A 24,997-nucleotide genomic window follows, 5' to 3' on the forward strand; every position below is an offset into this window, starting at 1 on the left:
GTCAGGTCTTGTCCTTGTTCAGGCAGTTGGCAACCCAGGTCAGTACCAGCACGAAGGCGAAGTAGGAAATCACCAGCGCGCTGTTGAAGTGGCCGCTGCTGTTGCGCATGTTGTTCAGGTACACCTGCAGGGTCTCGTAGCGGGTGCCGACCAGCAGGTTGGCGAACACGAACTCCCCGAACAGGAACGAGAACGACAGCAGCAGCGCCACCATCAGGCCCTTGCGCAGGTTTGGCAGCACCACCAGCAGTGCGGCTTGCCAGGTGCTGGCGCCCAGCAGCTGGGCTGCGTCCATCAGGTCGTGCAGGTGAATGGCCTGCAGGTTGTTGGTGATCGCCCGGTACATGAACGGCAGGGCGATGGTGAAGTAGCAGCCGATCAGGATCCACGGCGTGCCGACCATGGCCATCGGCCCGCTGCCGTACAGCTGCAGCAGCCCTACCGACGACACCACCGGCGGTACCGCGAAGGGCAGCAGGATCAGGATGTTCATCAGCCCGTCGAGCCTGGGGAAGTGGTAGTGGACCACGAACAACAAGGGCAGGATCAGTACCACCGACAGCAGCAGCGCCCCCACGCAGACCAGCAGCGACTGGCCGAACGCCGCCAGGAAGCGGGGTTCGCTCCACAGCGCGATGTACCACTTGAACGTCAGGCCGCTGGGCAGCAGGCTGGCCGACCAACTGGTAGCCAGCGAGTAGAGCAGGGTGCCGGCCAGGGGCAACAGCAGAATCAGGAACAGCAGGTACACCACGGCGCGGTGGTACCAGCCGCCGGCACGGGTTTCAGCGCGCATGGTAGCTCCGTTTCAGTAGCCATTGATGCACCACCGTGACCAGCGTCATCAGCCCTACCAGAACCATTGCCAGCGCGCTGGCCAGGTTGGGGTCGAGGCTGATGTCACCGGCCACCAGGCCAGCGATGCGGATCGGCAGTACGTTGAAGTTGCCAGTGGTCAGCGCGTACACGGTGGCGTACGCGCCAAGGGCATTGGCCAGCAGGATGACGAAGGTGCCCAGCAGGGCCGGGGTCAGCACCGGCAGGCCGATGTGCCGCCAGAACTGCCAGTGGCTGGCGCCCAGCAGTGCCGCCGATTCACGCCAGTCTTCGCGCAGTGCGTCGAATGCCGGGTACAGCAGCAGCACGCCCAGCGGGATCTGGAAGTAGGTGTACACCAGGATCAGGCCGTTTCTGGAATAGATGCTGAAGTCTTCCAGCAGGCCGATCTGCTTCAGCAGCAGGGTCAGTGCGCCGTTGAAACCGAGCAGGATGATGAAGGCAAAGGCCAGCGGCACCCCGGCGAAGTTGCTGGTCATGTTGGCGAAAGCGCTGACGAAGTCGCGCAGCCTCGAGTCTACCTGGCGCAGCGAATAGGCACCGAGGGTAGCGATGACGATACCGAACAGGCTCGACCAGAAGCTGATCTCCAGGCTGCGTTGCAACGCCTGCAGGTAGAACTTCGAGGTGAACACCTTGCTGAAGTTGGCCAGGCCCCAGCCAGCCTCCGATTGCAAGCTGTTGATCGCCACCCAGGCCAGCGGGGCGATCTGGAAGATGACGAAGAACACCGCGAACGGCAGTAGGCACAGCAAGGCCAGGTAGCGGCTGCGGTTCACTTGAGCAACTCCCTGCATACCGTTTTGTCGTGCGCCACGCCCAGCAGCTCGCAGATGGTGCCGCATAGCTCGGTCTGCTGTGGCTTGGCGGCCGGGTCAAGGCTGAAGGCTTCGCCAAAGACGAACAGCGGCACTTCGCGTTCCTCGGTGAGCAAGCCATTGTGCGAGCGGTCGTTGTTCATGCCGTGGTCGGCAGTGACCAGTACCTGGTAGCCCTCTTCGAGCCAGCCTGGCAGGTAGTCGGCCAGCAGGATGTCCACGCTGCGCGCGGCATTGCGGTACTGGCTGCTGTCCAGGCCATGGTGGTGGCCGACATCATCGATGCTCATGGGGTGCAACAGCAGAAAGTTCGGGGCGTGCCGCCGGCGCAGGTACTCGCCGTCGGCCAGCAGGTGTGAGTCCGGGTAACGGTCGTCCCAATAGAACAGCCCGTGCTGGATCGGCAGCTTCGGGGCGTGGGTATGGCGGTCGCGCTGCGGGTCGAAAGGCGAGCGGTTGTACAGTTCGCTCATCCAGTGATAGGCCGCTGCCGCCGTGCCCAGGTTGGCCTCACGCGCGTAGTGGAACACGCTGCGTTGGTTGGACAGGCGGTTGACGCCGTTGTGCACGATACCGCTGTCGATGGGCGCTACGCCGGTGAGGATGCATTCGTACAACGGCCGTGACAGCGATGGCAATTCGCATTCCACGCGGTACAGCGCGGCGCGGTCGGCCTCGACATAGGCGTGCAGGTGGCCCATGGCATGGTGGGCGACCTGGTAGTTGAGGCCGTCTAGCAGGACCAGGATGACGTTGTGTTGCATGGTGGCTCCCAATGAGCTGCAGGCGGTTCTAGCTGAAAGCTGAAAGCTGAAAGTTGCAAGCTACAAGCTGCAAGAAGAAGCCGGCATGGCGCTCACCGGCTTCCACTTGTAGCTTGCAGCTTGCTACTTGAAGCTTCTTCATTCCATCTCGATGATCACCTGCTCCTGCCACAATTGCGGCAGCTTCTTCGAGGTCGTTTCCCAGGCTTCGGCATTCTTGATCGGCTGCGCCGCACTGTACTGCTCATTGGGCAGCAGTTTGGCCTGCACGTCTTCCGGCAGCTTCATGTGCTCGGCCCGGATCGGCCGTGCATGCCCCTTGGCCAGGTTGATCTGCCCGGCGTCGCTGAAGATGTATTCACGGGTCAGCTTGGCAGCGTTGGGGTGCTTGGCGTATTTGTTGATGACGGTGGTATAGCCGGAAATCACCGAGCCGTCGGCCGGGATCAGCACTTCAAAACGCTTGGGGTCGATCTGCTCGCGGTAGCTCAGGCCGTTGAAGTCCCATACCACGCCCACTTCAACTTCACCCTTTTCAAGGGTCTGGATGGTCGGGTTCGCCAGGGACAGGCGCTTCTGCTGGGCCAGCTTGGTGAACAGTTGCAGGCCGGGTTCGATGTTGCTTTCACTGCCTTTGTAGGCGATGGCCGCGGCCAACACGCCGTTGGCCGCCTGGGCAGCGGTGCCGACGTCACCGATAGCGACCTTGTACTTGCCTTTCTCCAGGTCGTGCCAGGTTTTCGGGCGTTCGCCTTCCTTGACCAGATCCTTGTTGATGATGAAGGCGATGGTGCCGGTATAGGCCAGTGCCCAGTGGCCATCTTCATCCTTGGCCCATGCCGGCACCTGGTCCCAGGTGCTGGGCTTGTACGGTTGGCTGACACCCTTGGCCACTGCAATCGGGCCGAAGGCGGCGCCCACGTCACCGATATCGGCGCTGGCGTTGTCTTTCTCGGCCTCGAACTTAGCCAGCTCCTGCGCCGAGCTCATGTCGGTGTCGCTGTGCTTGAGGCCATATTTGCTGGCCAGGTCTTCCCAGGTGCCTTTCCAGTTGGCCCAGGCATCGGGCATGCCCACGCTGTTGATGGTGCCTTCCTTGCGGGCGGCGTCTTCCAGCGCCTTGAGGTCAGGGCCGGCGGCCAGCGCCGAGGTGCACAGGGTAATGGCCGAACCGAGCAGTGACGCCATGAACAACTTTTTCATCCGAAGCTCCTTGGTATGGGTGCCTGTAGCGATCGTTGTTAGGAGTGAAGGGGTTGTCTGGTGACCGTTGGTCTAGGTCAGCAAACCTTGAGCCAAGGTAGGCCGCTTGCGTGACAATTTGATGTAGGGGTACACCGGCAACGGCCCTGCGACTAAAGCGTAGACCACGGAATTCAACCGGTCGGGCGGCCTTGGCGCGTTTCTGGCAAGGGTCGCGGCAGGCGCTTGTCACAGGATATTCATCAGCCCTGCCTAGGCTGCACTAATCTTCACAGGCCCCTTTGTGGGGCTGGACTAGTCCAGATAGGTAACCTTTTGATGCAGTCGACGCCCCCGCGTGCGGTAACAGCCATCTGCCATGCCCTGCAGGAGCAGATCGAGCACGGCTTGCTGGAGCCGGGCGGCAAGTTGCCGGCCGAGCGCCGGCTGAGCGAGCTGTTCGGCACCACGCGCATTACCCTGCGTGAAGCGCTGGTGCAGCTGGAAGCCCAGGGCCTGATCTACCGCGAAGAGCGGCGCGGCTGGTTTGTGGCGCCGCAGCGCCTGACCTACGACCTGATCGAACGCAGCCACTTCCATGCCATGGTGCGCGCCCAAGGGCGCGTGGCCAGCACCGAGCTGCTGTCGGCGCGGCTGCAGCCAGCCCCGGCAGCCATCTGCGCACGCCTGCAGATGCCGGCGTTGTCCAGTGTGGTGCGCATCTGCCGATTGCGGCGCATTGATGGGCGGGCAGTGTTGTATGCCGAGCACTACCTCGCCCCCCGGTATTTTCCGGACATCCTCGAGCACGACCTGGCGCAGTCGCTGACCGAGATCTATGGGCGGGTGTATGGCATCGAGTATGGGCAGGTGTGTTTCGAGATCCTGCCAACGGCATTGCCGGTCGAAGCGGCGGGGGCGTTAAAAGTATCGGCGGGGAGCCCGGGGCTGCACATTACCCGGGTCAACAGCGACCAGTATGGGCACCTGATCGACTGTGACCTGGAGTATTGGCGGCATGATGCCATTCGTATTCGTGCCCAGGCGGGCTAGGGTGTTGGCTGCTTCGCGGGCAAGCCCGCGAAAAGGCGCTAACTGGAGGAACCGGTTTCCGCCATCCCACCACCCCCGGCGGTCACCACCTGCACCGACAACCGTGGCGTCGCCAGATCCAGCCCGGCCTCGTCCAGCTGCCGCTTCAGCGCCAGGTTGAACGCCCGCGACACTTCCCACTGCTTGATCGGCGCGGTCTTGAACCGTGCTCGCAACACCGCCGAACCCGACTCGAAGCTTTCCACGCCCTGCAGCTCCAGCGGCGACCAGATATTGCGGCGCATCAGTGGGTCGTTGCGCAGTTTTTGCCCGACTTCGCGAATCAGCGTGATGGCCTGGTCAATGTTCATGCTGTGCGGGATCGCCACCCGGAAGATCGCGTAGCCGAACTCCCGCGAGTAGTTCTTGATGCTCTTGATTTCGCTGAACGGAATGGTGTGCACGATGCCGTCGATATCGCGCAGGCGCACGGTGCGGATGGTCAGCCCCTCGACGGTGCCCAGGTGGCCGCCGACATCCACGTAGTCGTCGATGGCCAGCGAGTCTTCGATGATGATGAACAGCCCGGTGATCAGGTCGGCCACCAGCGACTGCGCGCCAAAGCCGATGGCCAGGCCGATCACGCCGGCACCGGCCAGCAGCGGGGTGACGTTCATGCCCATGTTGGCCAGGGCCACGATTACGGCAATGATGAAGATGACCACGAACATCACGTTGCGGATCAACGGCATCATGGTTTGCGCGCGGGCATTGGCCAGCCCCCGGCGCGAACGTACCAAGGCATGGTGCACGGCGGTGTCGGCCAGGATCCACACCAGCCAGGCGACGATCAGCGTGCCGGCCAGCCCCAGCAGGCGCACGCTGATGTCGTGACCGTCGCCCTCGGCGAAGGTGATCATCGACAGGCCCCACACGCGCAAGCCCAGCTCGATGAACAGCAGCCAGATGAGGATGTGCACCAGCAGGTAGCCAAAGTTGCGCAGGCGCTCGGCATACACCGCCTGGCGCTTGGCCGCCCGCTTGGGGTTGGCTGCATGCCGCCGCACCAGGCCATTGAGCACCATGCACACCACCACCAGCACCGTGCACATCAGTGACTGGCGCAGCGCGGTGCTGGTGTCACCGGCAGAAACGAAGGTGGCGAACAGTGAAATCGCCACCAGGATCAGTGCGGGAATGAACCAGAAGCTGCCAAGGATCTCGATGGTGTCGCTGAGCGTGCGCCGCGTCAGGCGCCGGGACAGCGGCTGGTTGCGGATCAGGTGGGCGATCGGCCGGCGGAAGCGCAGGATGAACAGCCCGGTACACAGGGCGGCAATCACATTGGCCAGGGTTGCCAGCGCATGTGCCAGGTGGGTACCCAATGCCACCAGCAGGCGCGGGTCGCTCATGGCCTCGCCAAAGGCGGCGAAGCTGCCGATCAGCCACAGCGGCCGGAACGCCTGGTGCCGCAGGATATGCAGGGCGCGGTGGCGGTGCGGGCCGTCGAGCAGCGAAAAGGCGATGACGCACACCGCCGAGAAGCAGGTGCCCACCACCAGCGCGTAGGCCAGCACCATGGCCAGCGATTTGCCCAGTGACGGCGGCAGCACGAAGCTCAGGTACACGGTGAACACCAGCGCCACCAGCCAGGGGCCCAGCTTGCGCAAGGCAAAGCGCACCAGGTCCCAGGTGCGTGGGTGTTGCGGCAGTTCTTCACTCAGCCCAAACCGCAGGCGTATGCGGTGGCCGACCCAGTTGAAGAAGTAGGCCAGCAGGCTCCACACGGCAATCACCGCGGCAAAGCCGAACAGGATGGCCGGCCACTGGTGCACCGGCACCATCAGCTCGGTCAGCTCGACCTGGGCCTGTTCGATTTCCGCCGCCCAGCGGTGGAACGGGCTGGCATCGCCGCTGAACTGTTTTTCGAAGTCACTCAGCGCACCGCCGATCAGGCCGAGCACACCTTGCTCGACACTGGGCTGAGTTTGCCGGGTGGCATCGCGCAGTTTTTTCAGGTCGGCCAGCAGCTTGGCCCGTTGCTGGTCGTTCTCGAGGTTCTTGATCACCTCGTCCAGCGACTCGCCCAGTGGCTCGGTGGCCTCCGGCTGCGCGGGCGCGCTGCTGCCCAGCAGGCTGGGCAGGCCCGCTGCCTGCACCGGGGTGATGAACAGCAAGAACAGTAGGAACAGGAAACGCAGAAGGGCAGGCACTGGCAAATCTACCTCAGGTCAAACGATTGGCCGAGTGTAGAGGTTTATGTCGGCAGTTTCTCGAGGATCTTCCAGCAGGTAAGGCCAAAGATGCCCAAGGTGCCGATCCACATCATCAGCACACCGATACTGCGTTCGCGCATGCTGAAGCCAACGGTCAGCAACAGCAGGAACAGGAAAACCGGCACGAACAGGGACAAAAACGGGGACATGGACAGCAATCCTTTTGCAGTGGGGCCATGTAACAAGCATAGCGGGTGGCAAGCGAAGCGGGATTGACCTTGAGCAGGCCAGGCCCTATCGCCGGCAAGCCGGCTCCCACAGGGAAAGCGCCAGCCCTGAAGGTTGTGCAGTACCTGTGTGGCTTGCCGGCGATAGGGCCAGACCTGCCTAGCTCAAGGCAGCTCGCGGCACCGGTAGAACGCTGTCAGCACCTTCACCAGGTGCGCCAGGTCATGGCTACCACACAGCTCGCGAATCGAGTGCATGGCAAAGGTCGGCAAACCGATATCCACGGTGCGCACACCCAGGTGGCTGGCCGTGATCGGCCCGATGGTCGAGCCACAGCCCATGTCGCTGCGTACCACGAAGCTCTGCACGGGCACTTCTTCGGCCATGCACAGGTGGCGGAAGAACCCAGCGGTTTCGCTGTTGGTGGCGTAACGCTGGTTGTTGTTCACCTTGATCACTGGCCCGGCGTTGAGTTTGGGCCCATGGTTGCCGTCGTGCTTGTCGGCATAGTTGGGGTGCACGCCGTGGGCGTTGTCGGCCGATACCATCAGCGAACGCTGGAGGGTGCGCACGTAGGTGTCGCCGTCGGGCAGCAGGCGTTGCAGGGTCTGCTCCAGCATCGGGCCATCGGCGCCGCAGGCCGAGCAGCTACCGACCTCTTCATGGTCGGTGCACACCAGCACGCAGGTTTCGTCGCTGTCGGCGGCCAGCAGTGCCTGCAGGCCGGCGTAGCACGACAGCAGGTTATCCAGGCGGGCCGCGGCGATGAAGTCGCCGTTCAGGCCGACCAGGGCGGCCTGCTGGGTGTCGTAGAAGCTCAGTTCGTAGTCCAGCACCACGTCGGCGATCAGCTCGTGTTCACGGGCCAGTTGCTCGGTGAGCAGGGCGCGGAAGTCGATGCGTTCGTCACCGGCCACCTGGGCCAGAATCGGCGGCAGTTCGTTCTGCGGGTTGATCGCCCAGCCCTCATTGGCGGTGCGGTTCAGGTGGATGGCCAGGTTGGGGATGATGGCAATGGGCAGTTTGAAGTCGATCAGTTGGCTTTCGACCTTGCCATCACGGCGGTAGGTGACCCGCCCGGCCAGCGACAGGTCGCGGTCGAACCACGGCGCCAGCAGGGCGCCGCCATACACTTCTACGCCCAGTTGCAAAAAGCCCTGGCGCTGCAGCTCGGGCTGCGGCTTGACCCGCAGGCAAGGGCTGTCGGTATGCGCGCCGACCATGCGGATACCGTGGTGTAGCGGGGCTTGCTTGCCCAACTTGATGGCGATGATCGATGAATCGTTGCGGGTAACGTAGTAGCGCCCGCCCGGCACCGTGGCCCAGCTATCACGCTCGTCCAGGCGCTGGTAACCGGCTGCCTCCAGGCGTTGGGCCAGGCTGGCGGTGGCATGGAAGGGCGTGGGGGAGGCCTTGAGAAAGTCGATAAGGCCAGAATTCAGTGCATCGCGCATAACTCACTCCAATTCGAGCTTCAAGCTATAAGCTTCAAGCCATAAGCTACAAGCCATAAGCTACAAGTCGTGAGCTACAAGCTTCAAGCAAAGGCAGTCCGCGGAGCAAGCTTCCACGCGATCTGTCTTTGCTTTTTCTTGCAGCTTGCAGCTTGCAGCTCAAAAAGGTGCAGGGCACTCGAACTTCAGCCGTTGCCCGGAAACCGGGTGGGTGAAGCTCAGCATCGAGGCGTGCAGGCACAACCGCTCATGCGCCGCCAATGCCTGCGGGTTGGCATACAGGCGATCGCCCAGCAACGGGTGCCCGATCGACAGCATGTGCACGCGCAACTGGTGTGAACGCCCGGTGATCGGGGTCAGCTCCACCCGGCAGTGGTCGCCACAGCGCTCGACGATGCGCCAGAAGGTGAGGGCATGCTTGCCTTGCTCATGGTCCACCACGTGGCGGGGCTTGGTCGGTGGGTCGTAGCGCAGCGGCAGGTCGATGCTGCCGCTGTCCAGCGCCGGCTGCCCCCAGCACAACGCGGTGTAGGCTTTTTCGGTTTCACGGTCGTGGAACTGGCGCGACAGCTCGCGGTGGCTGTCGGCATCGCGGGCCAGCAGGATGATGCCCGACGTTTCCCAGTCCAGGCGGTGCACGATCAGGGCGTCGGGGTAGCCGTTTTCCTGCAGGCGGGTGATCAGGCAGTCCTTGTTGTCGTCGGCGCGGCCAGGCACCGACAGCAGCAGCGTCGGCTTGTTGATCACCAGGATGGCGGCGTCTTCGTGCAGGATCTGGATGTTCGACAGCGGCATTGCTCGGTCTCGGTTATATCAGGGGAAAACAGCGGGGCCGCTTTGCGGCCCTTTCGCGACACAAGGCCGCTCCCACAGGGGAGTGCATAACCCTTGTGGGAGCGGCCTTGTGTCGCGAAAGGGCTGCAACGCAGCCCCGGCTTTTTTGCCGAATCAACGATCCGGCAAGGTAATGTTCAGCTCCAGAATCGAGCAGCTGCCCTGGTTCTCCAGCTCGATATGCACGTCGTCATTGCCGATGTTCACATACTTGCGGATCACTTCCAGCAGTTCTTTCTGCAGCTCCGGCAGGTAGTCCGGCTCGCTGCGCTGGCCGCGCTCGTGCGCCACGATGATCTGTAGACGCTCTTTCGCCACCGACGCGCTGGTCTGTTTCTGTCTGCCACGAAAGAAGTCAAAAAGGTTCATGGTTTATTTGCTCCCGAAAATGCGCTCGAAGAATCCTTTCTTCTGTACATCGATGAAGCGCATTGGCTTCTCTTTGCCCAACAGGCGGTCGACTGCATCGCTGTAGGCCTGGCCAGCGTCGCTCTGGTCATCGAGGATGACCGGGATACCCTGGTTGGAAGCCTTGAGCACAGCCTGAGACTCCGGGATGACGCCTTTGAGTTTGATCGACAGGATTTCTTCGACGTCGGCCACGCTGAGCATTTCGCCCTTCACCACGCGCTCGGGATGGTAGCGGGTGATCAGCAGGTGCTCCTTGATCGGCTCTTCGCCGTTCTCGGAACGGCGCGATTTGCTCGACAGGATACCCAGCATGCGGTCCGAGTCACGTACCGACGACACTTCAGGGTTGGTCACGACAATCGCTTCGTCGGCGAAATACATCGCCAGGTGCGCGCCTTTCTCGATACCGGCCGGCGAGTCGCAGATCACGTACTCGAAGTCCTTTTTCAGGTCCATCAGTACCTTTTCCACGCCTTCCTGGGTCAGCGCGTCCTTGTCACGGGTCTGGCTGGCGGCCAGCACGTACAGGTTCTCGAGGCGCTTGTCCTTGATCAGGGCCTGCTGCAGGTTGGCTTCGCCGTTGACCACGTTGACGAAGTCGTACACCACGCGGCGTTCGCAGCCCATGATCAGGTCGAGGTTACGCAGGCCCACGTCGAAGTCGACGATGACGGTCTTGTGGCCGCGCAGTGCGAGGCCGGTACCAATGGCGGCGCTGGTGGTGGTCTTGCCCACACCCCCCTTGCCGGAAGTAACCACGAGAATCTTGGCCAAGGTGTTTCACCCCTAAAATAGTCGGGACACTTGTCCCTGCAAAAAACTGAAATAGCTTTAATAGCTCAAATAAAAGGCAACTGTAAAAAAAGTTGCACTAAAAATGCTGGCAAGTATCCGTTAAAGACGGGTGATGTTCAACACGTCACCAGACAGGCTGACTTGCACGCCGGTGCCCCACAGCGGGTCGCGGCGCAGGTCTTCGCAGACCTTGTACTGGCCAGCGATGGAGACCATTTCGGCGGTCATCTGCTGGCAGAAGATACGTGCCTTGGTATTGCCTTTGATGCCGGCCAGGGCGCGGCCGCGCATGGCGCCGTACACATGGATGTTGCCATCGGCCAGAAGTTCCGCACCTGGGCTGACCGAAGCCGTGACTATCAGATCGCCACCTTGGGCGTAGATCTGCTGGCCGCCGCGTACCGGCGAAGTGATGATACGGGTCGGGCGTACCTCCGGCTCCGGGGCTGGGGGCGGTACCGGGGCGGGTTCGGGTTTTTTCACCGCTTCGGGTTCGGGCTCCAGCGGCCGCTCACGGGCGCCGGACGGCGGCAGCACGGGCAGGTCGATGGCGATGGCGGCGGCGATGTCCTCGATGCGGCTGGCACGAATGGCCAGCGTACGCAGGCCATGGTGGCGGCAGATCCGCATCAAGCCGGGCAGGTCGATTGCCCCTTCATCGGCAGGCAGCTTGTCCAGCGCCAGCACCAGCGGCGTGTTACTGAAGAAGTTCGGCGCCTGGGCGACTTTGGCCGCCAGCTGGCGGTCCAGGGCTTCAAGGTCATTGCGCGCCAGTTCCAGTACGGTGATGGCAAGCATGCTGCCCTTGAGCTGGAACACGGAAGCGGTGTCGGGTGTGTGGTTTGGGCTCATGGTCTGCATAGACGGCTTGTTGCGGAAAAAGTGCCCTGACTTATAACGAGAACACCGGTTGCCCGCAACATGCGCTGATCCGTTGTAGAATGCGCAGCCTTTGTCTTTCCGGATGCTTCAATGGAACGCCCGCGTTTTCGTCGCTATTACCTTCACCCAAAGTTCTGGGGCCTGTGGCTGGGCCTGGGCCTGCTGTGGCTGGTAGTCCAGTTGCCGTACCGGGTGCTGTTGAAAATCGGTGCCGCGCTGGGCGCGGTGATGTACCACTTTGCCGGCGAGCGCCGGCGCATTGCTGCGCGCAACCTGGAGCTGTGCTTTCCGGAGCTGTCAGTCGACGAACGGCAGCGGTTGCTGAAGGCCAACTTCGCGTCCACCGGCATCGCCTTCTTCGAAATGGCCATGAGCTGGTGGTGGCCCAAGGCGCGGCTGGCACGCCTGGCCCATGTCGAGGGCCTGGAGCACCTGCAAGCCGCGCAGCAGGCGGGGCAGGGGGCCATCCTGATGGCGGTGCACTTCACCACCCTGGAAATCGGCGCGGCGCTGCTGGGCCAGCAGCACACCATCGACGGCATGTACCGCGAGCATGGTAACGCGCTGTTCGATTTCATCCAGCGCAGCGGCCGCGAGCGCCACAACCTCGATTCGCTGGCGGTGGAACGTGAGGATGTGCGTGGCATGCTCAAGCTGCTGCGTTCGGGCCGGGCGATCTGGTACGCGCCGGACCAGGACTACGGCACCAAGCAGAGCCTGTTCGTGCCGCTGTTCGGCATACCCGCCGCAACGGTCACGGCCACCACCAAGTTTGCCCGGCTGGGCAAGGCGCAGGTCATTCCGTTCACCCAGAAACGCCTGGACGATGGCAGCGGCTACCGGCTGGTGATCCACCCACCGTTGGCGGATTTCCCCGGGGAAAGCGAAGAGGCCGATTGCCTGCGCATCAACCAGTGGGTCGAAAGCGTGCTGCGCGAATGCCCCGAGCAGTACCTGTGGGCGCACCGCCGGTTCAAGTCGCGGCCCGAAGGGGCTGAGCGGCTGTATGACAAGAAAAAGCGTTGAACCCTGTGTCGTCGGGAAGCACGCCATGGCCCCACCTGCGGTAACCGGCCTTATCCTGTCTGGCGGTGGCGCCCGCGCCGCCTATCAGGTCGGCGTACTGGCCGGTATCGCCGAGCTGTTGCCGGCCAGCGCAGCCAACCCGTTCCCGGTGATCGTCGGCACTTCGGCAGGGGCCATCAACGCCGTGACCCTGGCCAGCGGTGCCGGCCAGTTCAACAGCGCCGTGCAACGGCTGACGCACTTCTGGCAGAACATTTCCAGCCACCTGGTGATCCGCAGTGACTGGCCTGGGGTGGTGCGCCAGGCCAGCCGGTTTGTCGGCCACAACCTGCTTGGGCTGGGCGGCCAGGCGCCCGTGGCGTTGCTCGACAGCCGCCCGCTGCGCACCTTGCTGGAGGCGCAGCTGAACCTGGATGGCATTGGCCAGGCCTTGGCCGCCGAGCAACTGCGCGCGGTAGCGGTAACCGCCTTCGGTTACGAGTCCGGCCAGGCAGTGACCTTCTACCAGGGCCGAGGCTCGATCGAGGCCTGGTTGCGCCACCGCCGCATCGGCGTGCCCACGCCGCTGGGCATCGACCACCTGTTGGCCAGTGCGGCGATCCCGCTGCTGTTCGCGCCGGTGCAGCTGGGTGACGAGTATTACGGTGACGGTGCGGTGCGGCAGTCGGCGCCGATAAGCCCGGCCCTGCACCTGGGTGCCAGCCGGGTGCTGGTGGTCGGCGTCAGCGGCAACCCGCAGCGGCCTGCGCCACCCTTGCCGCCCCAGCGGGTGTTCAGCGGGCAGCAGCCAAGCCTGGCGCAGATCGGCGGGCACCTGCTCAACAGCACCTTCATCGACAGCCTGGAAGATGACATCGAACTGCTGCAGCGGCTCAACCACCTGGGCCGGCTGTTGCCAGCGCACCTGGACGCACGCCGCCTGGGCCTGGCACCGATCGATGTGCTGGTGGTTGCGCCCAGCCAGCCGCTGGACGAGATTGCCGCGCGCCACCGCCGCGATCTGCCGGCGGCGCTGCGCCTGTTCCTGCGCGGGCCGGGGGCAACCCGTACCAGTGGGGCGGGGGTGTTGAGCTATCTGCTGTTCGAAGCCGGTTATTGCAGTGAGCTGATCGAGTTGGGGCGCCGCGACGCCTTGGCCAAACAGCGCGAGCTGCGCCAGTTCCTGGGTATCGGATAGCGCCTGCGCCGGCCCTTTTGCGGCATTGCACCGCCGCCAAAGGGCCCGGCCGGCTTACTCCGCTATTTGCAGCTTGCGCGACTGGGTATAGACGTAGCGCACCTTTTCATACTCGAACGGCGAGTTGAGCTGGCCATAGCGGAATTTGGTGTTGTAGCGCTTGTCCACCACGCGCAAGGCGAAGATCTCGGGGTGGTCCTTGCTGGCGTCGGCCACGTTGAGGTAGTTGATGCTCTGCTCGCCGGCGTAGTCCACTGCCAGGCCGGTGGTATCGCGCAGGTTCGACGGGCCCAGCAGCGGCAGCATCAGGTACGGACCTTCGGGTACCCCGTAGAAGCCCAGCGTCTGGCCAAAGTCTTCGCTCTGCCGTGGCAGACCCATGCTGGTCGCCGGGTCCCACAGCCCGCCCACGCCAATGATGGTGTTGAACATCAACCGCGCGGTGATCTCGGCCGAGCGTTTGGCCTTGAGCTGCAGCACGCTGTTGAACAGGTTCGGCACATCGCCCAGGTTATTGAAGAAGTTGCTGACCCCGGTGCGGACGAAGCTTGGCGTAACGTACTGGTAGCCGTTCACCAACGGCAGCAGCACCCACTGGTCGAGGCGGTAGTTGAAGTGGTAGATGCGCCGGTTGACCGACTCCAGCGGGTCGTACACGTTCAGCGCCTCCAACGTGGAGCGCTCGAACTCGCGCTGGTCCAGGCCGGGGTTGAATTTCAGCTCGCGCAGCGGGTCGAGAAAACCGTCGGACTCGGGCACCAGTGGCGCTGTGCCAACCACCTGCGGGTCGGCCTCGACCACGCTGGCCCGCGGTGCGGTTTCGGCGGCCAGGGTATGGCCGGCGGCTAGCAGGGCAGTGGCGAAGAGGAGTTTGTTAACCACGGAAGAACTCCAGCATGGCGTCGCTGTTGACGCGGTAGTTGAGGTTGCCGCAATGGCCGCCATGGGGGTAGAGGGTCAGCCGGTCACCAAAGACCTTGCGCAGGAAGCCGATGTCGCCCGGGCCGAGGATGACGTCGTCGGCGTTGTGCATCACCGCGATCTTGTCGCTGCTGTGCAGGTAGTCTGCCAGCGCGTACAGGCTGACCTGGTTGATCAGTTGCAGGATGCTGTTGCCGTCGGTGCGTGCACGCCACATGGGGATTACCTGCTCGGTCATGTAGCAGTCGAAGTCACACTGCAGTGCACGTTTGAAGAACGGCGTGAGGCTGCTGCCTTCGGTGATCGGGTACTTCGGCGGAATGATCAGGCCGCGACGGTTGATCAGGTCGGAGGTAAAGGCAATGTCGGCCGCCGAGAAGCGGAACGAGGTGCCGATCAACATGGCCATCTGTTCGTTGGACAAATGTTGTTTCGACTGCTGGAAGTCGTACAACAGGGCATCGTTGAGGTCGATGTAGCCCTTGTCCTGGAAGTAGCGGGTGAGCTTTTGCAGCATCAACTCGTAGAAGGTGGTGCTGCGGTCGATGCCCTTCACCTGGGTTTGCACCAGCTTGTCGAGGTTGTTGATCGAGGTGTACAGGTTGACCGGTGGGTTGAGCAGCAACACGCGCTTGAAGTTGAAGCTGCGGCGGGTTTCGTCCAGGTGGCTGACGAACGCCGCGTCGAGGGCCCCCAGGCTGTAGCCGGTCAGGTAGAACTCGCTGACCGGCAGGCGCGGGTGCTGGGCCCGCACGGCCTGCATGACCCGGTACAGGTCTTCGGCGTCTTCCTGGGTGATGCCGGGGGTGGCAAAGCGCGAGGCGGCGCTTATGAAGTCGTAGCTGGTAGGCGAAGACAACTGCACCACGTGGAAACCGGCCTGATAGAACAGCTTCTTCAGGTATTCGTTGATGGTGCTGTTGTAGGCGGCCCCGGTGCCGGCGATGATGAAGATCAGCGGCGCCGCGTGGTCCTGGCGGGCCAGGCGGTACTTGAGCTTTTTCACCGCCCAGAAGTTGTCGGGCAGGATGAACTCGCGCTCCGGGCGCAGGTTCAGGCTGTAGTCGGACTGGTCGATGTCTTCATCGCTGGGCAGGGTCGGGCGCTGCTCCGGCGGTGTGGTGGCGATGGTGGCCTCGAACGGGTTGGTCAAGGGGTAGCCATAGCTGGCGGCGTCGATATCGCGCGCTGAAGCGGCCACAGCCATGAGCAGGCCACCGAGCAAGGCAGCGAGGCGCAAAGTACGAAGCATGTAATCCCCCAAAAGAACGCAAGGTCAAGCGTATGCAGGCTAGGACCACTGCGGGCTGAACAAAGTTGCCTGGCGTAGTGGCCTTTGGTGTTCTTGTTATCTGCAACATAGCTGCAGGCCGACAATTTTGCCTTATCAAGGGCGATGGGTGATCATCGTTTTCTTCAATAGTGACTGTAGGGAAAACAGGATGTCTCGTGCCTTGCCGGCAGCCATGGTCATGCTGTTCATCGGGCTGTGGCTCGCAGCCAGTTACGCGGTGCGTTACGGGCTGATGGAAGACGGCCAGTGGGTCGGCCTGTGCACATTACCGGCGGCGTACTGGCAGTGCGAGGTCCGGTCGTTGCTGGGGCTGGGCATTCACCACCAGGTGCTGGCCTGGGGCGGTTTGGGCCTGGCCCTGTTGGCGCAGGTGGTCGCCGGCCGTGCAGGCTGGTGGCTGGCTTTCCTGGCCCTGGTGTTCGCGGTGCCGGCGCTGGTGCTGTATACCGCCAGCATTGCGGTGTTTGCGCTGGTGCTGGCGGGCTTGCGGTTGGTCCGCTCGCAGCGGCGGGCCTGACCAGGCCAACCGCCGCATGAAAGGTGCGCCGCGGCCGCCATCACACCGCGCGCAGCCGCAAGCTGCGCCACAGCGCCACGGTCATTATCACGCTCACCACCGCCCACCCCCAGGCCTGGCGGTTCTGCAGCCCTTCGACAAACAGCTGTGGCGCCACCCCGGCGCCCACGATAAACGCCAGCAATGCCACCTCCGCCCGCCGCGCACGCACCGGCCACAGCGCGTACACCAGCGCCGGCAACGCCAGCGCTGCAGTGGGGAAGCTGCGGTAGCGCGGGTCGAACACCAGCGCCAGCATGCTCACCGCCGCAGCGAAGCCTGCTGCCAGCAACAGCCAGCCGGCGCGCGCCTGCAACCCGGCGAACAGCCGCTCGCGCCAACCGGCGCGCTGCGCCTGGGCCAACACGGCATGGGCCAGCACCAACAGGTTCAGTGCGACCAGCCCCAGCGCCCACGCCCATTCCCCGGCGAAGCGCGCATGGGTACGCACCAGCTCGCCCCACAAGCCCAGGCAACCCGCCCCCAGCGCTGCCAGCAGCGGTAACAGCAACGCCGCCCGCAGGGTGGCGGGGCGCCCGGCCAACACCAGCATGACCAGCATCAGCGCGGCGCTGCCCAGCAACCACTGCGGCCAGTAGTGCAGGTTGCTCACCGGCCCTTCCAGCACACCCTTGTCCTGCCGGTCGGCATCGTACAACCCCCAGTACCCGCCCACCGCACCTTCGTTGGCACGCTTCCACGGCTGGTCGAAGGCCTCGATCAGGTTGTAGTGCCAGCCATTGGCCTCTGCCATGCTCACAAAACCACGAATGAAGCGCGCTTCATTGACCCGGCTGGGCACTGCCGTCTCGCGCTGGCGGCCTTCGCTGGGCCAGCCGGTTTCACCAATCAGGACGTCCTTGGGCGCAAAGCGCGTACCGAACACCCGGCGTACATCGGCGACATGGGCCAAGGCCTGGTCGATGCCCTGGGGGTCGTCCTCCCAGTAGGGCAACAGGTGAATGGTGAGGAAGTCCACCGCCGGTGCCACCTGCGGGTGCTGCAACCAGAATTCCCAGACATCGGCGTAGGTCACCGGCACGTGCACCTGGCTTTTCACCTGGGCGATCAGCGTGGCCAGGTGTGCACCGGTCACCTCCTTGCGCAGCAGGGTTTCGTTGCCGACGATCACTGCGCTGACCACGTCGGGGTTGGCATTGGCGGCGGCGATCAGCAGGTTGATTTCCCGCTCGGTGTCGGTGGCGTGCGCATTGACCCAGGCCCCCAGCATCACCTTCAGGCCGTGCTTGCGCGCCAGCGCCGGTATTGCTTCAAGACCGGTCATGGAATAGGTGCGAATGCACTGAAAGCGTTCGGCCAACAAGGCCAGGTCGGCATCCATGCGCTGCGGGCGCAGCCGAAACGGTTGGTCGTAGGGCGACTGGTCCTTGTCGAACGGTGTGTACGAGGCACATTGCAGCTTGTGTGCAGGGCTCGCGGCATCGGGCAGTTGCAGCGGCTTGCCAAGCCCGTACCAGAGCGCTCCCAGCCCCAGCAGGGCGAACAGGCAGGCAAACAGGTACAACGGCAGCAGCGCGCGGGCAGAACGGGGCATCAGGCGGTCCATCGTCAGGCACAAAGGGATAGATAGTAGCCCGGCGCCAAAGCTTTGGCATGCAAGGATCGCGCAGGTCGTGGTGGGCATATGGCGCTAATGGCACAGTGCTGTCGCATATGGGGCAGGTACAGGTCGCAGCTGGATCAGGTCGCCCGGGGTTGCAGGCAGATGATGGAATCTCCAAGACCTGACGAGGGGATGCTTTGATGGCGACTTTGAAAAAAATGCGACGTTTCCTGGGCGTGGGCACTGCCCTGGTACTGGGATTGAGCGCAGCACAGGCAATGGCCAAGGAAGTGAGCATTGGCTACGTGGACGGCTGGGCCGACAGCGTGGCAACCACCAACGTGGCGGCCGAAGTAATCAAGCAGAAGCTCGGCTACGATGTGAAGCTGCAGGCCGTTGCCACCGGGATCATGTGGCAGGGTGTGGCGACCGGCAAGCTCGATGCCATGTTGTCGGCCTGGTTGCCGGTGACCCATGGCGAGTACTGGGCCAAGAACAAGGATAACGTGGTCGACTACGGCGCCAACTTCAAAGATGCCAAGATCGGCTTGATCGTGCCTGAGTACGTCAAGGCCACCAGCATCGCCGACCTCAAGACCGACAACAGCTTCAAGCAGAAGATCGTCGGCATCGATGCAGGCTCGGGCGTGATGATCAAGACCGAACAGGCCATCAAGGACTACGACCTGACCGGCTACAAGCTGCAAGCCAGCTCGGGCGCCGCGATGACCGCCGAACTGGGCCGTGCCTACGCCAAGCAGCAGTCGATTGCAGTGACCGGCTGGGTGCCGCACTGGATGTTCGCCAAGTGGAAGCTGAAGTTCCTCGAAGACCCGAAAGGCGTTTATGGCGCGTCGGAAACCGTAAACAGCATTGGCAGCAAAGAACTGGCGACCAAGGCACCGGAAGTGGCCGAGTTCCTGAAGAAATTCAGCTGGCAGTCCAAAGACGAGATTGGCGAAGTGATGCTGGCCATCCAGGAAGGCGCCAAGCCTGAAGCGGCGGCCAAGGACTGGGTGGCCAAGCACCCGGACCGCGTGAAGGAATGGACTGGCAAGTAACAACCTGAAGGGCCGGTTTTGTTGCTTCGCGGGTAAACCCGCTGCCGCAGGGCAGCGGGTTTTCTCGCGAATGGGCCGGCACTTTGTTACGCAAACGGTAAAACACCGTTGCATCTAAGACTAAGGTCGTCTGGTTGGCGTCCATCGGCAGCATAAAGTAAGGGTGTGGGTGTTTCCCTACTTGTGCTGCTAGGACAAAAACAATGAACGACAGCATTTACCTCTCGATACAAAACAGCCCTCGCTTCAAGGAGCTGGTCAGCAAACGCGAACGGTTCGCCTGGATCCTCTCGGCGATCATGCTTGGCTTGTACTGCGCTTTCATCCTCCTCATTGCCTACGGTCCTCACATACTGGGCGCCAAGCTCAGCCCTGAGTCGTCGATCACCTGGGGTATCCCCATCGGCGTCGGCCTGATCGTCTCGGCATTCGTCCTTACCGCCATCTACGTGCGCCGCGCCAACGGCGAGTTCGATGAGCTGAACAAGGCCATCCTGAAGGAGGCGCAACAATGATTCGCCACGCCAAAGCCCTGGCCATACTGGCCTGCGGAGCCTTCGCACCCGCCGTGTGGGCCGCCGATGCCCTGACCGGCGAGGTGCAGAAGCAACCGCTGAACGTCTCTGCCATCGCCATGTTCGTGGCGTTCGTCGCCTTCACCCTGGGCATCACCTACTGGGCCTCCAAGCGCAACAAGTCGGCGTCGGACTACTACGCGGCCGGCGGCAAGATCACCGGTTTCCAGAATGGCCTGGCGATTGCCGGCGACTACATGTCGGCAGCCTCGTTCCTGGGCATTTCCGCACTGGTGTTCACCTCTGGCTACGATGGCCTGATCTACTCGATCGGCTTCTTGGTCGGCTGGCCGATCATTCTCTTCCTGATTGCCGAACGCCTGCGCAACCTGGGCAAGTACACCTTCGCCGACGTGGCTTCGTACCGCCTCGGGCAAAAGGAAATCCGCACCCTGTCGGCTTCCGGCTCGCTGGTGGTGGTGGCGTTCTACCTGATCGCGCAGATGGTCGGTGCCGGCAAGCTGATCGAGCTGCTGTTCGGCCTGGATTACCATGTGGCGGTGATCCTGGTGGGTATCCTGATGTGCCTGTACGTGCTGTTCGGCGGCATGCTGGCCACCACCTGGGTACAGATCATCAAGGCCGTGCTGTTGCTGTCCGGTGCCAGCTTCATGGCGCTGATGGTGATGAAACACGTGGGCTTCGACTTCAACACGCTGTTCTCCGAAGCGATCAAGGTGCACGCCAAGGGCGAGGCCATCATGAGCCCGGGCGGCCTGGTCAAAGACCCGATCTCGGCGTTCTCCCTCGGCCTGGCGCTGATGTTCGGTACGGCCGGCCTGCCGCACATCCTGATGCGCTTCTTCACCGTCAGTGACGCCAAGGAAGCCCGCAAGAGCGTGCTGTACGCCACCGGCTTCATCGGCTACTTCTACATCCTCACCTTCATCATCGGCTTTGGCGCCATCCTGCTGGTCAGCACCAACCCTGACTTCAAGGACGCCGCCGGCGCGCTGCTGGGCGGCAACAACATGGCCGCGGTGCACCTGGCCAATGCCGTGGGTGGCAGCGTGTTCCTCGGCTTCATCTCGGCAGTGGCGTTCGCCACCATCCTGGCGGTGGTCGCCGGCCTGACCCTGGCGGGTGCCTCGGCAGTGTCCCACGACCTGTACGCCAGCGTGTGGCGCAAGGGCAAGGCCAACGACAAGGACGAGATCCGCGTGTCGAAGATCACCACCGTCGCCCTCGGCGTACTGGCGATCGGCCTGGGCATCCTGTTCGAGAAGCAGAACATCGCCTTCATGGTCGGCCTGGCGTTCTCCATCGCCGCCAGCTGCAACTTCCCGGTCCTGCTGCTTTCGATGTACTGGAAAAAGCTGACCACCCGTGGCGCCATGATCGGCGGCTGGCTGGGCCTGGTCAGCGCAGTGACGCTGATGATCCTTGGCCCGACCATCTGGGTGCAGATCCTGGGCCATGAAAAGCCGATCTACCCGTACGAGTACCCCGCGCTGTTCTCGATGGCCATTGCCTTCGTCAGCATCTGGTTCTTCTCGGTCACCGACAAGTCCAAGGCCGCAGAAAACGAACGCGCGCTGTTCTTCCCGCAGTTCGTCCGTTCGCAGACTGGCCTGGGGGCTTCAGGCGCTGTGTCGCACTGAGCCCGCCCGCCCATAAAAAAACCGCGCCGAAGCGCGGTTTTTTTTTGCCTAGCGTGGCGCGTCTAGATCCTGCCCAGCAGTAACAACACCAGCAGGACCACCAGTACCACGCCGACGATGCCGGACGGGCCGTAGCCCCAGCTGCGCGAGTGTGGGAAGACCGGTAAGCCACCAATCAACAGAAGAATCAGGATGATGATGAGGATCGTGGTCATGTACGTGTCCTTGCGTGGTTAGGGGTCAAGGGCCTCGGGTTGCCGGCCTCTTGTAAGTTCGGACTGGTGGGCAATGTGAAAGATTCCATTTTGTGCCGGTTCATGCCCCCACATTCACTACCCTGATGAACCCTGCCGTTGGCCAGGCCCTTGTTTAGACTCGTTTCATACCTCAACGAGACAGGGCCAGCCACCATGCACAACCGCATCATGATTACCGGAGCCGGCTCAGGCCTCGGGCGCGAAATTGCCCTGCGTTGGGCACGTGAGGGGTGGCGCCTGGCGCTGGCCGATGTCAACGAAGGCGGCCTGCGCGAAACACTGGAGCTGGCCCGTGCGGCCGGCGGTGAGGGTTTCGTCCAGCGCTGCGACGTGCGCGACTACAGCCAGCTCACAGCCCTGGCCCAGGCCTGTACCGAGCAGTTCGATGGCATCGACGTGGTGGTCAACAACGCCGGGGTTGCCTCGGGCGGGTTCTTTGCCGAGCTGTCGCTGGAAGACTGGGATTGGCAGATTGCCGTCAACCTGATGGGCGTGGTCAAGGGCTGCAAGGCCTTCCTGCCCCTGCTGGAGCGCAGCAAGGGGCGCATCATCAACGTCGCGTCGATGGCCGCCCTGATGCAGGGGCCGGGCATGAGCAACTACAACGTCGCCAAGGCCGGCGTGCTGGCGCTGTCGGAGAGCCTGCTGGTGGAATTGCGCCAGGTGGAGGTGGCGGTGCATGTGGTGTGCCCGTCGTTCTTCCAGACCAATCTGCTGGACTCGTTCCGCGGCCCGAACCCGGCCATGAAGGCGCAGGTCGGCAAGTTGCTGGAAGGGTCGCCGATCAATGCGGCGGACATTGCCGACTACATCCACCGGCAGGTCGCTGCTGGCGAGTTCCTGATTATGCCGCATGAGGCCGGGCGGCAGGCTTGGGAATTGAAGCGGCAAGCCCCCGAGCGGCTCTACCAGGAAATGGCCGAAATGGCCGTGAAAATGCGTGCCAAAGCGGTTTCGCGATGAAATATCTGTAGGGCGAATTACCAGTAGATGTAGGGCGCTTCTGAATCGCTGCGGAGCTATTGAGTAGCCTGATCCTGACGATGCAGTCTCCGGTTTTACCTTGTGCAGGAGGACCGGAACATGCTGGTGATAGGGCGCGAAGTGGGCGAGGTCATCATGATCGGTGAGAACATCCGCCTCGTGGTGGTCGAAACCCGTGACGGGGTGGTGCGCTTTGGCGTGGATGCCCCACGGGAAGTGCCGGTGCACCGGTCCGAGGTGTACAAGCGCATCAAGGAAGCCAAGAAAGCCGAGACCGGCTAGTCGAGCAGTTCCCGCGGCACGTCATGCTTGGCCAGCAACTGGCACTGCTGGCTTTCGGGGTCGAACAGGATGAAGGCCTGGCCCTTGGCCAATGCCTGGCGTACCCGCAGTACCCGTGTTTCCAGCGGGGTATCGTCACCATTGTCGGTACCGTCGCGGGTGACGAAGTCTTCGATCAGGCGGGTCAGTGTTTCGGCTTGCAGTTGCTCGTAAGGGATCAGCATGGGGCGGTGTCTCGGGTTACGGTGGGGGCATGCTACGCGAAACATTGGGGCTTTTGGGACCGCGTTGCGGCCCATCGCGACACAAGGGCGCACCTCAACGACCGTGCAATTTTTGAGCTGTGGGAGATTCTATGGTTCCTGGCAAGGGTAGCCGGAGCATCTTCAGCGCCTGTGAGATCGAGCGCCGCCCGCGCGGCGCATCGCGAGCTGCGCTCGCTCCTACGTTTGTTTCGGGCCAGTAACGCCTGTGACAGGCGCGCGCGGCCGCCTTGTTTGTACGGCGCGATATTGAGGCATGCACCAAGGCGTTCGCGCGCAAATCCCACAGGAATAATTGGCCCGAAACAAACGTAGGAGCGAGCGCAGCTCGCGATGCGCCGCGCGGGCGGCGCTCGCTCTAACAGGCGCTGCATACCTTGTGGCAAACACCTGTCAGCCCTGATGCGCTCCCTGTGGGAGATTCTATGGTTCCTGGCAAGGGTAGCCGGAGCATCTTCAGCGCCTGTGAGATCGAGCGCCGCCCGCGCGGCGCAATCGCGAGCTGCGCTCGCTCCTACGTTTGTTTCGGGCCAGTAACCCCTGTGCCAGATGCGCGCGGCCGCCTTGTTCGTACGACGCGATTTTGAGGCATGCGCCAAGGCGTTCGCGCGCGAATCCCACAGGAATAATTGGCCCGAAACAAACGTAGGAGCGAGCGCAGCTCGCGATGCGCCGCGCGGGCGGCGCTCGCTCTAACAGGCGCTGCATACCTTGTGGCAAACACCTGTCTGCCCTGATGCGATCCCCGTGGGAGTTGGCTTGCCGACGATGGTCCGCAAAGCGGCCCCAAGGCCTCAGCCCTTGTTACCGACCAGGCTGTCGACCGCCGGCACGCGCGTGTCGCTCTCCATCTGCGCATCGTGTTCCAGCTGGTGGCTGAAGCGCTCCAGCGAGGCATTGGCCGGCTGTGAATCGCTGGCAAACACCGGCGGGCTGAGCAGGTACGCCGACAACAACTGGCTCAGGGCCGCCAGGCTGTCGATGTGTGTCCGCTCATAGCCGTGGGTGGCATCGCAGCCGAACGCCACCAGCGCGGTGCGAATATCGTGCCCGGCCGTTACCGCCGAATGGGCGTCACTGAAGTAGTAGCGGAACAGGTCGCGGCGTACGGGCAGGTCGCGGTCGCCGGCCAGTTTCAGCAAGTGCCGCGACAGGTGGTAATCGTAGGGCCCCGACGAGTCCTGCATGGCCACGCTCACGGCATGCTCGCTGGAGGCTTGCCCGGGCGCCACCGGCGCAATGTCGATACCGACGAACTCGCTGACGTCCCAAGGCAGGGCACCCGCTGCGCCCGACCCGGTTTCCTCGGTAATGGTGAACAGCGGGTGGCAGTCTATCAGCGGTTGTTGGCCGCTCTCCACCACAGCCTTGAGCGCGGTGAGCAGCGCCGCGACACCGGCCTTGTCATCCAGGTGACGGGCGCTGATGTGGCCGCTGTCCGTGAACTCGGGCAGTGGGTCGAAGGCCACGAAGTCACCAATGCTCACCCCCAGCGCCTCGCAATCGGCGCGGGTGGCGCAATAAGCGTCCAGGCGGACTTCCACGTGTTCCCAGCTCACCGGCATCTGGTCGATGGCGGTATTGAAGGCGTGCCCACTGGCCATCAGCGGCAGGACGCTGCCGCGGAACACGCCGGTGTCGGTGAACACGCTGACCCTGCTGCCCTCGGCGAAGCGGCTGGACCAGCAGCCAACCGGCGCCAGGGCCAGCCGGCCGTTGTCCTGCAGTTGGCGCACGCTGGCGCCGATGGTATCGAGGTGCGCGGATACGGCGCGGTCGGGCGAGGTTTGCCGGCCCTTCAAGGTCGCGCGAATGGTGCCGCGACGGGTCAGCTCGAAGGGGATGCCCAGTTCGTCCAGGCGTTCGGCCACGTAGCGCACGATGGTGTCGGTGAAACCGGTCGGGCTGGGGATGGCCAGCATCTCCAGCAGCACGCGCTTGAGGTATTCGAGATCGGGTTCGGGATGTCGCTCGGACATGGTT

The 24,997-nt window shown here is 63.2% G+C and carries 26 protein-coding genes; 9 read left to right on the forward strand and 17 right to left on the reverse strand.

Annotated elements, in window-relative coordinates:
• Position 1: 1 nt before the first annotated feature.
• The 4 genes from L1P09_RS05885 to L1P09_RS05900 all read right to left on the reverse strand — a co-directional run bounded on the left by L1P09_RS05885 (position 2) and on the right by L1P09_RS05900 (position 3,622).
• A complete protein-coding gene (locus L1P09_RS05885) occupies positions 2–796 on the reverse strand; it encodes an ABC transporter permease (protein ID WP_029885877.1) in 795 nt (264 codons plus the stop codon).
• Positions 786–1,634 (reverse strand): ABC transporter permease, encoded by an 849-nt coding sequence (locus tag L1P09_RS05890; RefSeq protein ID WP_054881375.1) that lies wholly within the window; start codon positions 1,632–1,634, stop codon positions 786–788. Before L1P09_RS05890 ends, L1P09_RS05885 begins: the two co-directional genes overlap by 11 nt.
• Positions 1,613–2,419 carry an alkaline phosphatase family protein gene (locus L1P09_RS05895; RefSeq protein ID WP_009686249.1) on the reverse strand — a complete coding sequence of 269 codons (807 nt, stop codon included), beginning with the start codon at positions 2,417–2,419 and terminating at the stop codon, positions 1,613–1,615. Before L1P09_RS05895 ends, L1P09_RS05890 begins: the two co-directional genes overlap by 22 nt.
• 138 nt (positions 2,420–2,557) lie before the next feature.
• Positions 2,558–3,622 (reverse strand): ABC transporter substrate-binding protein, encoded by a 1,065-nt coding sequence (locus L1P09_RS05900; protein ID WP_029885879.1) that lies wholly within the window; start codon positions 3,620–3,622, stop codon positions 2,558–2,560.
• A gap of 318 nt (positions 3,623–3,940) precedes the next feature.
• On the opposite strand from L1P09_RS05900, the gene L1P09_RS05905 reads away from it, so the two are divergent.
• Positions 3,941–4,654 carry a UTRA domain-containing protein gene (locus L1P09_RS05905; RefSeq protein ID WP_029885880.1) on the forward strand — a complete coding sequence of 238 codons (714 nt, stop codon included), beginning with the start codon at positions 3,941–3,943 and terminating at the stop codon, positions 4,652–4,654.
• A gap of 38 nt (positions 4,655–4,692) precedes the next feature.
• Here L1P09_RS05905 and L1P09_RS05910 read toward each other — a convergent pair whose 3' ends face one another.
• From L1P09_RS05910 to minC, 7 genes are all read right to left on the reverse strand, one after another.
• Complete coding sequence (locus L1P09_RS05910; RefSeq protein ID WP_029885881.1) at positions 4,693–6,846, reverse strand: mechanosensitive ion channel family protein; 2,154 nt, start codon at positions 6,844–6,846, stop codon at positions 4,693–4,695.
• Between the two features lie 44 nt (positions 6,847–6,890).
• Positions 6,891–7,058: a hypothetical protein gene (locus L1P09_RS05915; protein ID WP_009686254.1), complete on the reverse strand. Its 168-nt coding sequence runs from the start codon at positions 7,056–7,058 to the stop codon at positions 6,891–6,893.
• A 183-nt stretch (positions 7,059–7,241) separates the two neighbouring features.
• On the reverse strand, positions 7,242–8,531 hold the full coding sequence (locus L1P09_RS05920; RefSeq protein ID WP_029885882.1) for a M18 family aminopeptidase: 1,290 nt from the start codon (positions 8,529–8,531) through the stop codon (positions 7,242–7,244).
• A gap of 159 nt (positions 8,532–8,690) precedes the next feature.
• A complete protein-coding gene (locus L1P09_RS05925) occupies positions 8,691–9,326 on the reverse strand; it encodes an RluA family pseudouridine synthase (protein WP_029885883.1) in 636 nt (211 codons plus the stop codon).
• A 153-nt stretch (positions 9,327–9,479) separates the two neighbouring features.
• Complete coding sequence (minE, locus tag L1P09_RS05930) at positions 9,480–9,734, reverse strand: cell division topological specificity factor MinE (RefSeq protein WP_009682849.1); 255 nt, start codon at positions 9,732–9,734, stop codon at positions 9,480–9,482.
• A 3-nt stretch (positions 9,735–9,737) separates the two neighbouring features.
• The gene (gene minD / locus L1P09_RS05935; protein WP_003252574.1) at positions 9,738–10,550 is read right to left on the reverse strand and encodes a septum site-determining protein MinD; all 813 of its coding nucleotides are present in this window, start codon (positions 10,548–10,550) and stop codon (positions 9,738–9,740) included.
• 120 nt (positions 10,551–10,670) lie between these two features.
• Positions 10,671–11,432, reverse strand: coding sequence for a septum site-determining protein MinC (minC, locus tag L1P09_RS05940; protein WP_009682850.1), 762 nt, complete (start codon positions 11,430–11,432; stop codon positions 10,671–10,673).
• A 111-nt stretch (positions 11,433–11,543) separates the two neighbouring features.
• Here minC and L1P09_RS05945 point away from each other — a divergent pair, with 111 nt between their 5' ends.
• Positions 11,544–12,479, forward strand: coding sequence for a lipid A biosynthesis lauroyl acyltransferase (locus L1P09_RS05945; protein ID WP_009682851.1), 936 nt, complete (start codon positions 11,544–11,546; stop codon positions 12,477–12,479).
• 25 nt (positions 12,480–12,504) lie between these two features.
• Positions 12,505–13,656 (forward strand): patatin-like phospholipase family protein, encoded by a 1,152-nt coding sequence (locus L1P09_RS05950; RefSeq protein ID WP_064314622.1) that lies wholly within the window; start codon positions 12,505–12,507, stop codon positions 13,654–13,656.
• A gap of 54 nt (positions 13,657–13,710) precedes the next feature.
• Here L1P09_RS05950 and L1P09_RS05955 read toward each other — a convergent pair whose 3' ends face one another.
• Positions 13,711–14,457: an MlaA family lipoprotein gene (locus tag L1P09_RS05955; protein WP_050492197.1), complete on the reverse strand. Its 747-nt coding sequence runs from the start codon at positions 14,455–14,457 to the stop codon at positions 13,711–13,713.
• Between the two features lie 73 nt (positions 14,458–14,530).
• A complete protein-coding gene (locus tag L1P09_RS05960; RefSeq protein WP_029885886.1) occupies positions 14,531–15,829 on the reverse strand; it encodes an alpha/beta fold hydrolase family protein in 1,299 nt (432 codons plus the stop codon).
• Positions 15,830–16,019: 190 nt separating this feature from the next.
• Between L1P09_RS05960 and L1P09_RS05965 the strand changes: the two genes are divergently transcribed.
• On the forward strand, positions 16,020–16,388 hold the full coding sequence (locus L1P09_RS05965; protein WP_192440570.1) for a hypothetical protein: 369 nt from the start codon (positions 16,020–16,022) through the stop codon (positions 16,386–16,388).
• Between the two features lie 40 nt (positions 16,389–16,428).
• Here the strand turns inward: L1P09_RS05965 and L1P09_RS05970 are convergent, their stop codons facing one another.
• Positions 16,429–17,994 (reverse strand): glycoside hydrolase family 17 protein, encoded by a 1,566-nt coding sequence (locus L1P09_RS05970; RefSeq protein WP_235768579.1) that lies wholly within the window; start codon positions 17,992–17,994, stop codon positions 16,429–16,431.
• A 197-nt stretch (positions 17,995–18,191) separates the two neighbouring features.
• Here L1P09_RS05970 and L1P09_RS05975 point away from each other — a divergent pair, with 197 nt between their 5' ends.
• From L1P09_RS05975 to L1P09_RS05985, 3 genes are all read left to right on the forward strand, one after another.
• Positions 18,192–19,052 carry a glycine betaine ABC transporter substrate-binding protein gene (locus L1P09_RS05975; protein ID WP_009682858.1) on the forward strand — a complete coding sequence of 287 codons (861 nt, stop codon included), beginning with the start codon at positions 18,192–18,194 and terminating at the stop codon, positions 19,050–19,052.
• 203 nt (positions 19,053–19,255) lie between these two features.
• Positions 19,256–19,567 carry a DUF485 domain-containing protein gene (locus L1P09_RS05980; RefSeq protein WP_009682859.1) on the forward strand — a complete coding sequence of 104 codons (312 nt, stop codon included), beginning with the start codon at positions 19,256–19,258 and terminating at the stop codon, positions 19,565–19,567.
• A complete protein-coding gene (locus tag L1P09_RS05985) occupies positions 19,564–21,228 on the forward strand; it encodes a cation acetate symporter (RefSeq protein WP_009682860.1) in 1,665 nt (554 codons plus the stop codon). Before L1P09_RS05980 ends, L1P09_RS05985 begins: the two co-directional genes overlap by 4 nt.
• Before the next feature lie 62 nt (positions 21,229–21,290).
• Here L1P09_RS05985 and L1P09_RS05990 read toward each other — a convergent pair whose 3' ends face one another.
• Positions 21,291–21,443, reverse strand: a complete 153-nt coding sequence (locus tag L1P09_RS05990) for a DUF3309 family protein (RefSeq protein ID WP_009682861.1) — start codon at positions 21,441–21,443, stop codon at positions 21,291–21,293.
• A gap of 195 nt (positions 21,444–21,638) precedes the next feature.
• Here L1P09_RS05990 and L1P09_RS05995 point away from each other — a divergent pair, with 195 nt between their 5' ends.
• Positions 21,639–22,448 (forward strand): SDR family oxidoreductase, encoded by an 810-nt coding sequence (locus tag L1P09_RS05995; RefSeq protein ID WP_235768580.1) that lies wholly within the window; start codon positions 21,639–21,641, stop codon positions 22,446–22,448.
• Between the two features lie 120 nt (positions 22,449–22,568).
• Complete coding sequence (locus L1P09_RS06000; protein WP_029885890.1) at positions 22,569–22,751, forward strand: carbon storage regulator; 183 nt, start codon at positions 22,569–22,571, stop codon at positions 22,749–22,751.
• Here L1P09_RS06000 and L1P09_RS06005 read toward each other — a convergent pair.
• A complete protein-coding gene (locus tag L1P09_RS06005; protein ID WP_009682864.1) occupies positions 22,748–22,975 on the reverse strand; it encodes a YheU family protein in 228 nt (75 codons plus the stop codon). The genes L1P09_RS06000 and L1P09_RS06005 overlap by 4 nt on opposite strands.
• Positions 22,976–23,808: 833 nt before the next feature.
• The gene (locus tag L1P09_RS06010) at positions 23,809–24,993 is read right to left on the reverse strand and encodes an osmoprotectant NAGGN system M42 family peptidase (RefSeq protein WP_115293536.1); all 1,185 of its coding nucleotides are present in this window, start codon (positions 24,991–24,993) and stop codon (positions 23,809–23,811) included.
• Positions 24,994–24,997: the final 4 nt, after the last annotated feature.

The sequence above is a fragment of the Pseudomonas juntendi genome, from assembly GCF_021560075.1.
Taxonomy (GTDB): Bacteria; Pseudomonadota; Gammaproteobacteria; order Pseudomonadales; family Pseudomonadaceae; genus Aquipseudomonas; species Aquipseudomonas juntendi.

Bases quoted from the DNA above. Each gene is read 5' to 3' on its own strand.
- L1P09_RS05885 (WP_029885877.1), bottom strand. From the start codon at position 796: ATGCGCGCTGAAACCCGTGCCGGCGGCTGGTACCACCGCGCCGTGGTG.
- L1P09_RS05890 (WP_054881375.1), bottom strand. From the start codon at position 1,634: ATGCAGGGAGTTGCTCAAGTGAACCGCAGCCGCTACCTGGCCTTGCTG.
- L1P09_RS05895 (WP_009686249.1), bottom strand. From the start codon at position 2,419: ATGCAACACAACGTCATCCTGGTCCTGCTAGACGGCCTCAACTACCAG.
- L1P09_RS05900 (WP_029885879.1), bottom strand. From the start codon at position 3,622: ATGAAAAAGTTGTTCATGGCGTCACTGCTCGGTTCGGCCATTACCCTG.
- L1P09_RS05905 (WP_029885880.1), top strand. From the start codon at position 3,941: ATGCAGTCGACGCCCCCGCGTGCGGTAACAGCCATCTGCCATGCCCTG.
- L1P09_RS05915 (WP_009686254.1), bottom strand. From the start codon at position 7,058: ATGTCCCCGTTTTTGTCCCTGTTCGTGCCGGTTTTCCTGTTCCTGCTG.
- L1P09_RS05920 (WP_029885882.1), bottom strand. From the start codon at position 8,531: ATGCGCGATGCACTGAATTCTGGCCTTATCGACTTTCTCAAGGCCTCC.
- L1P09_RS05925 (WP_029885883.1), bottom strand. From the start codon at position 9,326: ATGCCGCTGTCGAACATCCAGATCCTGCACGAAGACGCCGCCATCCTG.
- minE (WP_009682849.1), bottom strand. From the start codon at position 9,734: ATGAACCTTTTTGACTTCTTTCGTGGCAGACAGAAACAGACCAGCGCG.
- minC (WP_009682850.1), bottom strand. From the start codon at position 11,432: ATGCAGACCATGAGCCCAAACCACACACCCGACACCGCTTCCGTGTTC.
- L1P09_RS05945 (WP_009682851.1), top strand. From the start codon at position 11,544: ATGGAACGCCCGCGTTTTCGTCGCTATTACCTTCACCCAAAGTTCTGG.
- L1P09_RS05950 (WP_064314622.1), top strand. From the start codon at position 12,505: ATGGCCCCACCTGCGGTAACCGGCCTTATCCTGTCTGGCGGTGGCGCC.
- L1P09_RS05960 (WP_029885886.1), bottom strand. From the start codon at position 15,829: ATGCTTCGTACTTTGCGCCTCGCTGCCTTGCTCGGTGGCCTGCTCATG.
- L1P09_RS05965 (WP_192440570.1), top strand. From the start codon at position 16,020: ATGTCTCGTGCCTTGCCGGCAGCCATGGTCATGCTGTTCATCGGGCTG.
- L1P09_RS05970 (WP_235768579.1), bottom strand. From the start codon at position 17,994: ATGGACCGCCTGATGCCCCGTTCTGCCCGCGCGCTGCTGCCGTTGTAC.
- L1P09_RS05975 (WP_009682858.1), top strand. From the start codon at position 18,192: ATGGCGACTTTGAAAAAAATGCGACGTTTCCTGGGCGTGGGCACTGCC.
- L1P09_RS05980 (WP_009682859.1), top strand. From the start codon at position 19,256: ATGAACGACAGCATTTACCTCTCGATACAAAACAGCCCTCGCTTCAAG.
- L1P09_RS05985 (WP_009682860.1), top strand. From the start codon at position 19,564: ATGATTCGCCACGCCAAAGCCCTGGCCATACTGGCCTGCGGAGCCTTC.
- L1P09_RS05990 (WP_009682861.1), bottom strand. From the start codon at position 21,443: ATGACCACGATCCTCATCATCATCCTGATTCTTCTGTTGATTGGTGGC.
- L1P09_RS05995 (WP_235768580.1), top strand. From the start codon at position 21,639: ATGCACAACCGCATCATGATTACCGGAGCCGGCTCAGGCCTCGGGCGC.
- L1P09_RS06000 (WP_029885890.1), top strand. From the start codon at position 22,569: ATGCTGGTGATAGGGCGCGAAGTGGGCGAGGTCATCATGATCGGTGAG.
- L1P09_RS06005 (WP_009682864.1), bottom strand. From the start codon at position 22,975: ATGCTGATCCCTTACGAGCAACTGCAAGCCGAAACACTGACCCGCCTG.
- L1P09_RS06010 (WP_115293536.1), bottom strand. From the start codon at position 24,993: ATGTCCGAGCGACATCCCGAACCCGATCTCGAATACCTCAAGCGCGTG.